This window comes from Caldalkalibacillus mannanilyticus JCM 10596 (assembly GCF_000615945.1).
Classification (GTDB): domain Bacteria; phylum Bacillota; class Bacilli; order Caldalkalibacillales; family JCM-10596; genus Bacillus_AT; species Bacillus_AT mannanilyticus.
In genome coordinates, this window is record NZ_BAMO01000036.1 from 26,542 (window position 1) to 39,997 (window position 13,456).

Annotated in this window: 19 protein-coding genes and 1 pseudogene; 13 read left to right on the top strand and 7 right to left on the bottom strand. The window is 39.4% G+C overall.

Translation table 11 applies throughout. From position 1 onward, the window contains the following. Window positions 1-44: 44 nt before the first annotated feature. Both JCM10596_RS28155 and JCM10596_RS26295 read right to left on the bottom strand, forming a co-directional pair. Window positions 45-284: a PI-PLC domain-containing protein gene (locus tag JCM10596_RS28155; RefSeq protein WP_051541367.1), complete on the bottom strand. Its 240-nt coding sequence runs from the start codon at window positions 282-284 to the stop codon at window positions 45-47. After that, window positions 281-769, bottom strand: a complete 489-nt coding sequence (locus JCM10596_RS26295; RefSeq protein ID WP_051541368.1) for a glycerophosphodiester phosphodiesterase family protein — start codon at window positions 767-769, stop codon at window positions 281-283. Before JCM10596_RS26295 ends, JCM10596_RS28155 begins: the two co-directional genes overlap by 4 nt. A gap of 118 nt (window positions 770-887) precedes the next feature. Here JCM10596_RS26295 and JCM10596_RS17880 point away from each other — a divergent pair, with 118 nt between their 5' ends. The 3 genes and pseudogenes from JCM10596_RS17880 (at window position 888) to JCM10596_RS17895 (ending at window position 2,898) form a co-directional block, all read left to right on the top strand. Next, entirely contained in the window at window positions 888-1,358 is a 471-nt protein-coding gene (locus JCM10596_RS17880; RefSeq protein WP_025028303.1) for a hypothetical protein, read from the top strand. Window positions 1,359-1,561: 203 nt separating this feature from the next. Further along, a pseudogene (locus tag JCM10596_RS30435) lies at window positions 1,562-2,055 on the top strand (S1C family serine protease). 165 nt (window positions 2,056-2,220) lie between these two features. After that, window positions 2,221-2,898 (top strand): C40 family peptidase, encoded by a 678-nt coding sequence (locus JCM10596_RS17895; RefSeq protein WP_025028306.1) that lies wholly within the window; start codon window positions 2,221-2,223, stop codon window positions 2,896-2,898. A 102-nt stretch (window positions 2,899-3,000) separates the two neighbouring features. On the opposite strand, the gene JCM10596_RS26305 is transcribed toward JCM10596_RS17895, so the two are convergent. Next, complete coding sequence (locus JCM10596_RS26305; protein ID WP_025028307.1) at window positions 3,001-3,312, bottom strand: protease complex subunit PrcB family protein; 312 nt, start codon at window positions 3,310-3,312, stop codon at window positions 3,001-3,003. A gap of 95 nt (window positions 3,313-3,407) precedes the next feature. Here JCM10596_RS26305 and JCM10596_RS17905 point away from each other — a divergent pair, with 95 nt between their 5' ends. From JCM10596_RS17905 to JCM10596_RS17920, 4 genes are all read left to right on the top strand, one after another. Further along, window positions 3,408-5,111: a DNA repair helicase XPB gene (locus tag JCM10596_RS17905; RefSeq protein ID WP_025028308.1), complete on the top strand. Its 1,704-nt coding sequence runs from the start codon at window positions 3,408-3,410 to the stop codon at window positions 5,109-5,111. 2 nt (window positions 5,112-5,113) lie between these two features. Then, window positions 5,114-5,752 (top strand): hypothetical protein, encoded by a 639-nt coding sequence (locus JCM10596_RS17910; RefSeq protein ID WP_025028309.1) that lies wholly within the window; start codon window positions 5,114-5,116, stop codon window positions 5,750-5,752. 113 nt (window positions 5,753-5,865) lie between these two features. Continuing rightward, window positions 5,866-7,065: a hypothetical protein gene (locus JCM10596_RS17915; protein WP_148302636.1), complete on the top strand. Its 1,200-nt coding sequence runs from the start codon at window positions 5,866-5,868 to the stop codon at window positions 7,063-7,065. Between the two features lie 33 nt (window positions 7,066-7,098). Next, the gene (locus JCM10596_RS17920; RefSeq protein ID WP_025028311.1) at window positions 7,099-7,548 is read left to right on the top strand and encodes a YlbF/YmcA family competence regulator; all 450 of its coding nucleotides are present in this window, start codon (window positions 7,099-7,101) and stop codon (window positions 7,546-7,548) included. Window positions 7,549-7,615: 67 nt separating this feature from the next. On the opposite strand, the gene JCM10596_RS17925 is transcribed toward JCM10596_RS17920, so the two are convergent. Further along, the gene (locus JCM10596_RS17925; RefSeq protein WP_025028312.1) at window positions 7,616-7,939 is read right to left on the bottom strand and encodes a hypothetical protein; all 324 of its coding nucleotides are present in this window, start codon (window positions 7,937-7,939) and stop codon (window positions 7,616-7,618) included. A gap of 208 nt (window positions 7,940-8,147) precedes the next feature. On the opposite strand from JCM10596_RS17925, the gene JCM10596_RS17930 reads away from it, so the two are divergent. From JCM10596_RS17930 to JCM10596_RS28165, 3 genes are read left to right on the top strand one after another with little or no spacing between them, the layout of a single operon-like run. After that, complete coding sequence (locus JCM10596_RS17930; RefSeq protein WP_025028313.1) at window positions 8,148-8,762, top strand: stalk domain-containing protein; 615 nt, start codon at window positions 8,148-8,150, stop codon at window positions 8,760-8,762. A 30-nt stretch (window positions 8,763-8,792) separates the two neighbouring features. Then, window positions 8,793-9,410 (top strand): hypothetical protein, encoded by a 618-nt coding sequence (locus JCM10596_RS28160; RefSeq protein ID WP_051541369.1) that lies wholly within the window; start codon window positions 8,793-8,795, stop codon window positions 9,408-9,410. Window positions 9,411-9,430: 20 nt separating this feature from the next. Further along, window positions 9,431-9,973: a M23 family metallopeptidase gene (locus JCM10596_RS28165; RefSeq protein WP_081792099.1), complete on the top strand. Its 543-nt coding sequence runs from the start codon at window positions 9,431-9,433 to the stop codon at window positions 9,971-9,973. A 58-nt stretch (window positions 9,974-10,031) separates the two neighbouring features. On the opposite strand, the gene JCM10596_RS29600 is transcribed toward JCM10596_RS28165, so the two are convergent. Beyond that, a complete protein-coding gene (locus tag JCM10596_RS29600) occupies window positions 10,032-10,190 on the bottom strand; it encodes a hypothetical protein (RefSeq protein ID WP_159102370.1) in 159 nt (52 codons plus the stop codon). A gap of 150 nt (window positions 10,191-10,340) precedes the next feature. Here JCM10596_RS29600 and JCM10596_RS17945 point away from each other — a divergent pair, with 150 nt between their 5' ends. The 3 genes from JCM10596_RS17945 to JCM10596_RS17955 are packed head-to-tail and all read left to right on the top strand — an operon-like array spanning window position 10,341 to window position 11,476. After that, the gene (locus tag JCM10596_RS17945; RefSeq protein ID WP_159102371.1) at window positions 10,341-10,871 is read left to right on the top strand and encodes an RNA polymerase sigma factor; all 531 of its coding nucleotides are present in this window, start codon (window positions 10,341-10,343) and stop codon (window positions 10,869-10,871) included. After that, window positions 10,858-11,013, top strand: a complete 156-nt coding sequence (locus JCM10596_RS29605; protein WP_159102372.1) for a hypothetical protein — start codon at window positions 10,858-10,860, stop codon at window positions 11,011-11,013. The genes JCM10596_RS17945 and JCM10596_RS29605 overlap by 14 nt, the downstream gene beginning before the upstream one ends. After that, window positions 11,006-11,476 carry a hypothetical protein gene (locus tag JCM10596_RS17955; RefSeq protein WP_025028315.1) on the top strand — a complete coding sequence of 157 codons (471 nt, stop codon included), beginning with the start codon at window positions 11,006-11,008 and terminating at the stop codon, window positions 11,474-11,476. The genes JCM10596_RS29605 and JCM10596_RS17955 overlap by 8 nt, the downstream gene beginning before the upstream one ends. Before the next feature lie 84 nt (window positions 11,477-11,560). On the opposite strand, the gene JCM10596_RS17960 is transcribed toward JCM10596_RS17955, so the two are convergent. Together JCM10596_RS17960 and JCM10596_RS17965 are read right to left on the bottom strand one after the other, a co-directional pair. Then, entirely contained in the window at window positions 11,561-11,785 is a 225-nt protein-coding gene (locus JCM10596_RS17960) for a hypothetical protein (RefSeq protein ID WP_025028316.1), read from the bottom strand. 100 nt (window positions 11,786-11,885) lie between these two features. Further along, window positions 11,886-13,274 carry a sigma-54 interaction domain-containing protein gene (locus JCM10596_RS17965; RefSeq protein ID WP_148302638.1) on the bottom strand — a complete coding sequence of 463 codons (1,389 nt, stop codon included), beginning with the start codon at window positions 13,272-13,274 and terminating at the stop codon, window positions 11,886-11,888. Window positions 13,275-13,456: the final 182 nt, after the last annotated feature.

Here is a 13,456-nt window from a genome sequence, read left to right on the forward strand (position 1 = left end):
CTAAATAGACAGACCGCTCATGGGGTGATTTGCTTTGTTTCACATTAGCTAGGAGTGAGAATTTTTTTTGCCATTCTGGGGGAGTTCGTAAAAAAACCATCAACCTGGTATTTCTGACAAAGAGCAAGCTCTTTTTTTCGTTCAACAACGTAAGGGAAAATGCGATATCCCTTTTGCTGAAAATTCTTCATCTGAGCATGTAAAAAGGCTACATGAGGATGAATCGAGTAGAGCTGTAATCGATCCCAGCGTTCCGTCTGATAGAGAGATTCCGTAACAGTCAAACATAATAAACCTCGGCGAATGGAAGGGGCGATCTGGAAACATCTACCAAGCTATCTTGGCGGAAGGAAGAAAGGATGACTTGTTTTTCCATTTGATAATTCTGAATGAGCCGAATCACTTTTTCTTCAAGTCCTGGGTAAGGAATGATTCCGTTTTTTAATTCAATATTTAATTCTATAGACAGTGGTTTCAATAAGAGTAGAACTTCTTCCAAATGCGGGATTCTAACCCCGCTAAAATTTGGACTAAACCAAGATCCGGCATCTAATTCTCGTATTCTTGAGAATGTATGACTAGATACTAAGCCTGAGCCATTGGTTGTTCTATTTAACCATTCATCATGAATGACGACAATTTCTTGATCCTTTGTTAACTGGACATCAATTTCAACTGCATCGGCTTGATCCTGAATCGCTTTCTGTATAGCAGGAAGCGTATTTTCTGGTGCTTGTTGAGAAGAACCTCGATGTGCAATCACGAGCATGTACGTTCTCTCCTTCTCCTAAAGTTATATATAGTTTATGGAACACTTGCATTTCTTGTTCCATATGATGATAGTATGGAATCGGCTGACTAGAGTAGAACAGGAGGACACACCGATCATGGAAGGATCTAAAGTATGGATTAATCAGAATGTAAAGAAAAAAAACTCGTCCTCAAGAAATCAGAAGAGGTCGAGAAACAGTCGCAAGGAGCAAGAAATAAACATAAATCAACCAAAAGCTAAACAAGTTGTGAGTTCCCAAGCTGTAGGAGCACAAACTCAACAGGCAAATATTCCTTCGTTGCTTGACTCGATTTCACAGATAACCAAGAATATTGATTTGGTCAAACTACGAAATCATATTTCAGATTTAAACCAAGTGTTTGAACAGGTAAATGGGATGATTCAGCAAATTAATCAATTCAAGAAGCCCTTATCACCCACGCAGGCGCCATCTTACCGCTACCCGCAACAGCCTATCAACGTGATGCCACCAACCTTCAGACATCATCCACAGCAGGGTACCCCTTATCATCAGACAAGATATCATCCACACTCCGTAAACGGTCCGTATTATCCACCGCAATAATGGTAGGAGAGGAGATAAGTGAAGGAGTTGTTGCTTAGATGTCTAATCGCCTAACGGTCTTGTATCAAAAATTAAAACAAAGCATTGTATCCATAGAAGGAATGAAAAAAAAGAGAATAAAGCGAGAGCAAACCCCGTTTTTTTTGACTCCCTTTTCGCTTCTTGAAGAACCCGAGGAGAAAAAGCTTAGCTATGGGAGCGGAATGATCATTTCACCCAAAGGATACATTCTGACTTGTAATCATGTCGTTCATGAAATGACGAACATTAAAGTCAAAATAGGCACCGATCAATCTGTGTATCAAGCTCGTTTAGTCTGGGCGAATCCCCGAAAGGATGTTGCATTATTCAAATTGCCACGCAAAAAAAACTACAGCCTGTTCGTTTTTCTCTTTCTTCTAAGACTCCAATAGGGGATCGAGTTTTTGCCATTGGAAACCCGTTTGGATTTGAGCATACCTTAACCTCGGGGGTCTTAGGGGGAAGAAAACGAAGCTTGGAAACAGATAAATTAGAGTACCCAGTATTAATTCAAACCGATGCAGCTTTAAATCCAGGGAATAGTGGAGGTCCTTTATTTAATTCAAAAGGAAAAGTAATAGGAATGAATGCCATTATTATTCCTTCGTATCAGAACATGGGATTTTCAATACCGACTGAACAATTTCTCCAAGAAATCAGACGGTTTATCTCATAAAAAGTTCCATAAATTGTCTAAAGTCTGAAAAAAATTCAGACTTTTTTTATTTAAAAGGAGGATTTGTCGAGAAAACAGCGAATTAAGTACTTTGTGAAAAAAACGGACATTAGTTTTACATTTTTTTCTTATTCCTCTAGGGAAAATACATATGGATGGTGAATCATGAAAAAAACGGTTTTCTTTTTCGTTATGGTTATTTTCTTACTAATGGCATCGCCGGTTTCTGCTGCTGTAGAGTATGAGGTAGTTAAGGGTGACACATTATCTAAAATAGCCAAGGAGTACGGAATTACAGTTGATGAGTTAATGAAGGAGAATGGATTGAAAGGCACCTTGATTAAAATTGGACAAGTCCTAAAAATTCCAGAAAAGAAAGATAAGGAAAATGAAAAGAGAAAAGAACGTGAGAAGGTCGTTTCCCGTTCTGCTGATCTTGTACAAGACCGTTTAAAGACAGTGATTGACTCTCTTCTTGGTAGCCCCTACAAATCTGGAGGTACAAGCCCTAACGGTGGTTTTGATTGTAGTGGATTTACCTCTTATGCATTCGCTCAAATTGGAGTGAAGTTGCCTAGAGATTCTCGAAGCCAATATGAAGTGGGAACGGAAGTATCTAGTTCCGATATGAAATTTGGAGATCTTATCTTTTATTCCACAAGGAAAAATGGAGTGATTTCCCATGTCGGTATCTATGTAGGGAATAATAAAATGGCTCATGCGGCAAGCAGCCAAAAAGAAGTGAAAATTGATGGCTTAGATTGGTATAATAAAAACTACCAATTAATCGGAATCAAGCGTGTATTTGAAGAAGAGAAAGCGGAAGAAACAAAATCAGAGTAGGTTGAGTAAATAATAGAGTAGAAAAAGAAGCTATCATCCAACAGGACAATAGCTTCTTTTCTCTTTTGCAAGGAGCAAAGGAAAAATAGAGGACCAAGAAAATCAGATCCATTCTATTTTGATAGGCAGTGGAGTTAGTGGAAGACGATGAACGGCAACAGGATAAGTAAAAGCTTGTGTAACCATGTCGTAGGGACCTGGTTTTGTTTCTTTTGCTTTGATCAGGATGTATCTTTCTGTCGGACCTTGGACTTCCTCTGCGCTTAGCACTTGAATGCTATAGCCTCCTGTACTTCTTTCCCCTAGTCCTATAACAGCATAAGTGTAATCCTGGTCATGGACAACGGAGAGCCCGCCTTGTTGCTTAATCTTCTCTAGTTCGGTTTGAATAAAGTCTGGGTACTGTTTTCTCATAAATCATTCAACTCCTTATCTTCATGTATGGTAAACTAAAAGCTAGCTAAAACTAGTATTAACAAACAGATTTGCATAGAAGGAGAAAGCGAAAAATGGAATACCATCCCGACCGTCCGTTAGTCGTTCAAAGTGATCGAACGATCTTTCTTGAGGTAGATCATCCGCAGTATGAAGAGATTCGGCTTCAGTTGGTAAAATTTGCAGAACTGATCAAAAGTCCAGAGTATATACACACCTATCGTCTTACTCCATTATCCTTATGGAATGCTGCATCACTTGGCTATACAGCAGACCATGTCAGAGAATTATTGACAGCACACGCAAAGTTTCCTATTGCTTCTCAAGTTGAACAATCCATTGTGGAAGACATGGCGAAATTCGGTCGTTTTCAACTTATCCAACACGAGGAAGCGATTGTCCTTCTAGCGAAACAGAAGCAAGACTTGTTAGAAATTACATCCTATCCTTCATTTTCGTCTTATTTTATGGGGCAAATGCTAAGTTTGACAGTGAAAAATGAAATGTTTTATGGGATAGCTGTAGATCCACGGAAAAGAGGCGAACTAAAACAGCAATGTATTCGTTTAGGCTATCCTATCCAAGACGAAGCAGGCTATACAGAAGGTGCTTCACTTTCTCTGGATTGGGCTAAGAACCTACCGAATGGAACGGAATTTTCTTTACGAGAGTATCAAGCAGATGCCATTCATGCCTTTCATCAAAAAGGCTCACATAGTGGAGGACATGGTGTATTGGTGTTGCCTTGTGGAGCTGGGAAAACGATTATTGGCATCGGAAGTATTATTGAATTACAGTGTGCTACCTTAATTTTGACAACAAATACTTCATCCGTCAAACAGTGGAAGAAGGAAATAATAGAAAAAACAGATTTGACAGAAGAAATGGTGGGTGAATATACCGGTGAAAAGAAAGAAATTAAGCCGATCACCATTGCTACCTACCAGATATTAACCTATAAAGCAGCGCAATCAGATGAATTTGTTCATCTAGACCTTTTTAGTCAAAACAAATGGGGACTTATCATTTACGATGAGGTTCATCTTCTACCGGCTCCCGTCTTTCGTGCGACTGCTTCAATTCAATCGACAAGACGATTAGGATTAACAGCAACCTTAGTACGAGAGGATGGGAAACAAGAGGATGTTTTCAGCTTGGTAGGGCCAAAAAGGTATGAAGTATCGTGGAAACAGCTTGAAACAGAAGGGTATATTGCGAAAGCGATTTGTACAGAAGTTAGGGTTGCTTTCGATTCCTTTCTCAAACAGCAGTATTATATTACTTCACCTCGCCAGCAAACGAGAATAGCACAAGAAAATCCTAATAAAATTCCTGTTGTTCAAGAATTGCTCAAGAAGCATAAGGGTTACCCCATTTTGATTATAGGGCAGTATGTTGACCAATTAGAGCAGATAGGAGTTCTCCTTCAAATTCCAGTTATTACAGGAAAGATGAAGCAGGAGGAAAGAGAGATCCTCTATGATCGTTTTCGCAAGGGAGAAATCGATGTGCTGGGAGTGTCTAAAGTGGCTAACTTTGCGATTGATTTACCTGATGCTACGGTAGCTATACAGATCTCGGGAACGTATGGCTCTCGTCAGGAGGAAGCGCAGCGTTTGGGACGTATCTTGCGACCTAAAAAAGAATACAATGTAGCTCATTTTTATCATATTGTGACAAAGGATTCAAAAGATCAGGAATATGCTTTGAAACGTCAGCTATTTTTGGTTGAACAAGGCTATCGTTATGAACTAATGGAAGTAAAAGAAGGGAGTTAGGAATGAGTGTTTTTGATGTTAGACTTTTTCTGATGCAAATTTCTAAGCCTAATTTAGTCCAAATTGTGGAGGAATTGAGCAGCTTTGTTCAGAATGAGAAGGGCGATTTGTCCTCTGGCTCGTTAACGGAAGCAGAGTTAAGAGAATATATCTTTACTGTCCTTACTTCGCCTGATAAGGTAGGTGAAATAATAAAGGGCTTAACTCCTTATGAAAGAGCTGTGTTAGATCATTTTATTTATTATACAGGACAGGACCTATTAACCTATCGTCAAATAGAACAAAAGGTAAATGGGATTAAACCCCATTTATTCCGAATAGGGCTGACAGGGTTAAGAAGAAAAGGAATGATTTATACGATCCGCAGACAGTGGGGTGAGGTTGCCTATGTCTTCCCACGAAATGTTGAAGAAGCGATCTACTCCTCTCTTACTGGTGAGGAAATGAAAGTAGATTTTTGTCTGGAAGAGGTACAGAAGACCAGTGCGGAAAAGACAACCATTTTAGAGGATATTTACTGGCTTCTTGATGAATTTAGAACGTATCCCAAGCATGAAATCTCTCTGACACAAAAAGGGATGATTCAAAAAAATATATTCGTGCGTGGAAAGAGAAATGGCCAGATCGAGATCCTTTTTTAGAAAACTGTTCGCTTGCCTTCGATCATCGGGAAACATACACTCCACAAGTGGTCCTTGTCCTTGATTTTCTGACACATGTAGGATTGCTACATTGGTTTGAAGGGAGCATCCAATTGGAGCTTAAGAAGGCGGAAGAATGGATGAAAAAAAGTAGAAAAGAAATGATGATCGCTTTTCTAGAGTATTGGCTTCTTGTCTATGTTCCTTCCTCACCATGGTTAACAAGATATCTGAAGGATATGTATGCTTTGTTAGGAGGACAAGCTTCACATACAAATCTAGAACAGAAAAAAACATGGATTTACCTTCTAGCCCTCGTTGAAAATTGGGAAGGAAACTATACGCTTCCTGCCATAAAACAAGTTCAGATGAATCTCATGGAGGAAGTGTTGGTGCCTTTGGATGGCTTGGGGTTTATTGAATGCGGATTAAGTGCAACGAAAGAAAACGTTTGGCGCTGGCACGAACAAGAAGAATGTGCTGATGAAATCTGGCTTCAGCCCACTCTTGAGGTTTTTTGTCCAAGAGTTGTTCCTTATTCTTTCCTGTGGCAGCTAACAAGATATCTCAGCTTTCAAAGCTGGGAGCCGATGTTAATCCTCTCCATTTCACCTGCCAAAGTACAAGGGACAATGAGTGGTGGAGAACTCCTTCGAGAATGGTTAAAGTGGCTGGAATCAAAATCTCCGAACCCCATTCCTCATTCGTTTGAAGAGCAGCTATTACAGCTGCAAAATAAACAAGAGCGCATTCTTATATCTGATATGACTGTTATTGAAATAGAGGATAATGATTTAGCGAAAGCATTTCTACAGTGGCCAGAAATTCAAAAGTTATCAGTGAAACAGATTCAAGACACTCTTTTTTTACTTCCTCTTTCTGACAAAGAAAAAGTAACCGAGTTCGTGAAAAAAAGAGGGATTCACCTCACTCAAAGTGCCTTGGAAAAAGAGGAATCTAAAAGGGGAAAAGATGTGTATTTAATCAAAAAAAGAAATCTAAGCAAAGTAATGACTAATGTAGAAAACGTGATTCCAGATTTGATGGATGCCTTCCCATCGTGGCAGCGTCTTCCTGAGATGTGGAAAAAGCAATTTCATGGATATCACGATAAGACAAAACGGGAGATAGTCGAACAAGCCATTCATCATCATTTTATGCTGAAAATTGAAGATACAGCAGGGAGGATCCATATTATTGTGCCTGAACGATGTGAGCTTGATGCAGGGCATTGGGTTTGTTATGCTCGAGATCATCGTAAGTATGTATTAACACAGATGAATCGAATGCAACTATTATTACCTGAAATCTAAGGGCATGATATAATAAATTGGGGGTGAAAAATCATGATAGCCTCATTAGATCTTTCCTTATATCTAGAGGAAGCATATCAATTAGGTCAACTGATCTTAGAGTCTGAAGAAGTAAAAGAATATAGATTGACTAGAAAGAGAATGGATGAAGATCCTGAGGCGCAATCCCTTATACAAGCCTTCTTGCAGAAAAAAGAAGCATTTGAGGAAGCAGAACGTTTTGGAAAGTATCATCCAGACTATCAGAGGTTGAATCGAGAAATGCGTGAGGTCAAGCGCTTGCTTGATATGAATGAGCTCGTTGCTCGGTTTAAAAAAGCTGAAAAAGAGATGGAATCGATCTTGAATGAGATTAGCAAGGTGGTCGCTTTTGCTGTTTCAGAAGAGATTAAAGTTCCTTCAGGCAATCCTTTCTGGGATGCCATTGGTTGCGGGAGTGGTGGAGGTTGTGGTTGTAAATCCGGTGGCGGAGGCTGCGGGTAAGGATGTTTCGTCTGACCCTCCAAACTGCCTTGTTAGCAGCAAGAAAGAGGGGATATCCCCTCTTTCTTTAGTTATGAACCTTGGTGGAGGTTGCTTCCTCTTGTGTTCTAAACCATAAATTCAGATCAATAACTCGGCTTGCATAGTCTGAAATTTCAGCTGAAAGCCGACAAAAAATAGGGAAGTTGTCTTCTACCTGTAATTGACCTTCTCTTTCCGCAATCATGCGTTCAAGAGCTGCGATTCTGTCTGGAATCGTTGCCCGTATTGTTTCCCATTTGAAAATAACCTGATGCTGCTCTTCAGGAGTTAAGAGCTCCCAATCAGTGTTGAATGTAGGGAGTTCAATCCCAAGTCGCTCGTTGTATATGAACTCTACGTTTTTTTTCAACTGGCCTCTTCCTTTCGCTTACAATGCCTATATTATACCACATCTTTTTTGGGACAAAGCAAAACAATTATGTACCTTTTGCGTATAACAATGTAGGATGACTTATCCAAAGAATTTATCACGTTCTAACCGTCAGGGTGGAGTTAAAACTCCATCTGATGGAAGTCTATTTTATAGTATATTGTTATACTGTTGGAGGTTTAAAATAATGCAGAAGAAAAAATGGTATGTAGGAGCGGTAGCTGCTTTGGTTCTAGCTCTCTTATCCGCAGGAGTTTATGCTGAAGCAAATGGGCATTTATTTCTTGGTCAATTTACGAAAACAAGAATTGAAGTAAATGGCTCTATGTTAAAAGAAGAGGATGTACCACCGTTTATTGTGAATGGGCGAACGGTGTTGCCAGTTGCTCAAGTAGCCGAGATGTTAAATGCACTTACTTCTTGGGACGAATCTAGGAGAGTAGTTGTCATTACTAAACCGATTGTTAATATGGCGATTATCAATCGTAATAGAAATGAAATTGAAGTAAACCCGAGTTTTCGAACAGGAAATCATTCGTTTCAAGTAGCAACACAGGTTTCCAAGGTTCCTACTTCTAAGAATCTAAAGATGAGGTTTGTTGTGACAGACAGTTCAAACAGAACGGTACATGAAGGAAAAGCATTTACGATTGATACAGAGAGAGTGAATGGTAGTTTTCAGGGGAATTTAGAGGTAGCAGGGCTTCGTCTGAGTAGCACCGGAGAATACGTCTTAAAATTAGAGATGGAAGATGGAAATAAATTTGTTACAATTGGGGAATATTTAATCACCGTTAGGTAATGCACAGATATATAGAAATTAGGTGGCGTTATGTTCAAAAAGCTAATAGATCATGCTGGTGGATTTTTGGTAGGAAGTATCATTGCAACGGTTCTCCTATTAGTTCTTCTACAGTTTGGTCAGTTAGATAGGAATGGGAATCAAGATTTGACAGAGGGGCAAAAGATTGAAAAACAAAATCCCCCTGATAGCTCACAGAAATCACCCTCGGATCAACCTGCTGCTCCTGCTGATCACTACGATTATGATTTGTCAGTGCGCGACATTGAAGACAGTTGGTGGATTGATTTAGAAGAGCTAGCGGGTGTAGCATCGGGTGAATATAAGGTGGATGAGGTGAATGGAACCGTTCTTGTTACTCTATTTGACATCCCCTTTTCTTGGGTGAAGGATGTGCCGGTAGTGGAGAGAAATGGGGTTTTTCTCCCGTATGAGTGGAAGCCAGTCTTTGAAGAGAAGAAAGTCTTCGTGCCTCTTGAATTCCTCCAACATGGTCTGGAAATTGAGCCCATGATGGATGAAGGGAAGAGGAAAGTGTTCTTCTCTATTGAAACTCCAACCGAAGAAGTGTTTAGTCAATTTAGAGAGAAGGGCACACAGCTAGATGAATTATCTACAGAAGAGTTGGTTGAATACCTATCCTTCTAACGAATCCTATCCCTGGTGCCATGATTAGCACACGAGAATCTCATTTGCCTGGGGCTAGAAGAGCGTATCGAAACGGATATCATGAGGGGATCGATTGGTATAGTGGTGCTACTGGAACAACGATCGATCTCAATACTAAGGTGTTGTCAGTAGCTGATGGAGTTGTGGTTAGAGCCGACCTAGACTACATAGAATTTGAGAAGGATGAAAGAGAGGCTTACTTGACCTTGGCGGGCGAATTGCATGAAACCCCGACGTATATCCTAGATAAATTGCGCGGGAGGTCTGTTTGGGTGCAATATGATCATGGAGTCATGGTGCGTTATGCACATCTTTCCAAGATTGAAGAAGGAATCTATGTGGGTAAAGAGGTGAAGCGTGGAGAAACTCTGGGTTACGTCGGAAACTCAGGAACTAGTTTTGCCGTCAATGATGATCCTGAGGGAGGGCTTCACCTTCATGCTGACTTATTAATTTACGGCGAATTATTTTGGAAATATATTCACGAGCCACAGCAGATCAGGAATGTACTGATTCATACCTTTAAAGAAAGATCACAATAAGAAAATTAAGTAAAAAAATCGAGCCCCCTCAATTTGCGAGGGGGCTTTCTTCTTGAGTCTAAAGATCTCTGTCATCTTCTGTTTTCTGAGCTAGATGATCCATACTGAACTTCTTTGTATCTTCTTTTTCTATGATTCTTCCTGCTCCAAGCCCCTCATCAATCATTCGATCTACTTGCAAATCCTGTTCTAACTTATTTTTATTGACAGTGTCCAAGATTCAACCTCCTCTTTCATCTGATTTTTAGCGTGCTAGCTATATCGTAGGATGCCCTAAAAATCTGGATACATGAGGTTGATTTTTTTTGTAACTTTTTGAGTAATGTAACGACTATATAGGTAGAGCAGGTGAATGGGAGGTGGAGAAGTGGATCAGATATCGGCATCTGAGAAGACTCAATACTTGTATCATCAATATTGTGACGATCTTTATCGTTTTTTTATTTTTATGGTGGGTTCTTCAGAGGTGGCTGAAGATCTCTTGCAGGAAACTTTTTTAAATGTGTATACCAGTATTCGCTCCTTTGAAGGAAGAGCAACTGAGAAAACATGGCTGTTTCGAATCGCGAGAAATATAGCCGTTGATTGGATAAGAAAAAAGAGATCATTTCGTTGGATTGTGGAAGCTCTGACAGCTACAATCAAATCCAGTGAACCGCAACCCCTACACTTTATTGAACTAAATGAAAGTGAAGCGGAACTATATCGAGCGTTAGCGAAGTTGAGTGACAAATATCGTACAGTGATTTACCTAAGAAAAATAAAAGAGTTCTCTATCGCTGAAACAGCGGCGATTATGCAATGTACAGAAGGAAGAGTAAAAACCGATTTGTATAGGGGGCTACAAAAGCTGAAGGATTTATTGGAGGAGGAGGGATATATCCATGAGCCACTCTGAAAAAGATCGTTTGGAGGAATTCGCAGATAGATGGAATGGAATCGAGATGAGGAAAGGAGCCAAACAACAGATTTATTATTCTTTACGTGAAAGCATTGAAATCAGAGAGAGGAAACGGAAGCAGAAATACTCTGTTGAATAAAGTATCAATTGCTCTTATCCTGTTTCTTTTATTTGGTGGAGCAATGTATGTTATGAACCTAACAGGAGGTGAAAAGCGAGAATTAGGTTATGGAGGTGAACAGCTTTCATCTTTTTACAGTCTGAAAGAGCTTCCAGAAGATTTTGAAATCGTAGAGTTAAGTGACGGGAGCTGGGATTTTATTTCTGCTGGTCAACTTGTTGTAGGAGGGCTTCGATTGATGAACGAGGAAACAATGATTGAAAAGACCTCAAATCCTATATTATTTGAAAAATTGTATCCTCAAGATTTCCCTTATCCAGCAGTAAAAACTCTTGAGCACATCAAATCACAAGGGATCGCACAAATTATCCATTACTATATCCTTCATGATAAAGATCATGTTTATCATCTCTATTTCTATACTCCTTTTTTTAGTAAAGAGCGTGCTGAGGAAGTAGCGAGAAGCTTTCAGATAGACTAGAAAGTGAGAATAACAAAAGAAAAAAGTGATGGGGGAATGTTTCTTCCATCACTTTATTTTTTTGTGCTTTTCAAAATTACTTCTCTAGCCTCTGCCAAATAAGCGAACCTTTTTCTCTTGATTTTCTTTTAACATGACCTCTTTCGCCTCGATTCTGACATCATCCATGTTAACGTTAGGGCTTCTTGAGAGGTTATTGATCAGGAAACGATTCTCTTTTTCCCAGAATCGCTTAATGGCATCTCCTTCATTATGTGCAGGCATTTCTATAGAACCATGAATTGTAAAATAGACATTGTATTTGTTCATCTGACATCCTCCTGTTTTTGGCTTTGTATAAGTTTATTTGGAGTTCGTCATGAAAATAACCAGAAAAGGATAAAAAATCACTTAGAATGTTTCTTTTTACTCACATTGTTTTTTTATATTTCCGCAAGCGATATTGCAGGCTTTGTCTGCTTATGCCGAGTTCTTTTGCCGCTTGCGATATGTTGCTTCTGTGCTTGTCTAAAATGCGTGTAATATAATATTTTTCAAACTCTTCTACTTTTTCTCTCAGGGTTTTGGATTCTTCAATTTGTGACCATACTTGCTCTTGATTCTCCCGATTCAGAAGGGAGGCTGTATCTTGATCATCAGGCTTGCTTTGATCAAATGCTTCTTTCTCTAGCTGATTTTGACGTCGGATATGATGGACAGGGAGGTGGGTATGGAGTATCTCCTTCTCGTCAACCATCAAGTTCATTGCACCTTCGATAATATGCTGTAGCTCACGAACATTTCCAGGCCAATGATAGCTTAGAAGGTGCTGCTTCACTTCTTCAGATACTCTTTCCACATTCATATCGAAAAGGTGATTATATTTTGAAATAAAGTGTTTCGTTAATTCAAGAATATCTTCCTTTCTGTCTCTAAGAGGGGGGATGAACAGCGTGACCACACTTAAACGATAATATAAATCTTTGCGGATTCTTTGATTCGAAATGGCTTCAAAAGGATCTTCGTTAATAGCCGCAATAATGCGCACATCAATTTGTTTGTCCTTCGTATCTCCTATACGACGAATCGTTTTTTCCTGTAATGCTCGAAGAAGTTTGGCTTGTAAAGGGAGGGTAAGGGAGTTAATCTCATCTAGAAACAGGGTTCCCCCTTCCGCTTGTTCGAAGAGCCCCGGTCGTTCGATCGCACCAGTAAATGCGCCTTTCGACGTGCCAAATAATAAACCTTCAATCAGGCTATCTGGTAATGCAGCACAATTCTGAGAAATAAATGGAGCTGCTGAACGGTAGCTTCCATTGTGAATGCTTTGAGCGAATAGTTCCTTCCCTGTCCCAGTTTCTCCAACGATTAAGACAGAAGAAGAGGTTCTTGTCACTCGCTTGGCATTTTCAATCACTTCCTTCATTGCAGCGCTCGATCCAATAATACTTTCAAAGGTATATTTAGTATTTTCCTTATTCAGAATGCTTTCTCTAATAATTCGTTCAATTTTTGTCACATCGTTAGCAATTTCAACAGCGCCAATAATGGTATGATGATCCATGATAGGAAAGGTATGATTGATTGTATTGATTTCTTTCCCTTTATCATTAAAATACGTTTGTCTTACTTTTTTTACTGTTTCTCTTTCTTTTAACGCTCGATACAAGGTGCTTTCTTCTCCTCTGGAAAAAGGAAACACATCCAGAAGATTTTTACCTAGTACATCTTCGGCTTGCATCGATTCGATTTCGCTCATTTTTTTATTATATATAATGGAACGTCCCTGTTCATCGATGACGTGAACGCCCTCGTTCATTTCCTGCACAATAAATTGATAAAAAGTGATGAGTTGTTGTAAGTGTCTGATTTCATCCTCTTTTTTCAACGTAATCACCTGCCTTCTTTCATTCTTCAAGTCATTGTAGCATGTTCTTTTTCATTTATGCAAAAAAAATTCTAGTGCATTAAGCAAAAAAATATTGCACAGCAAAAATATTA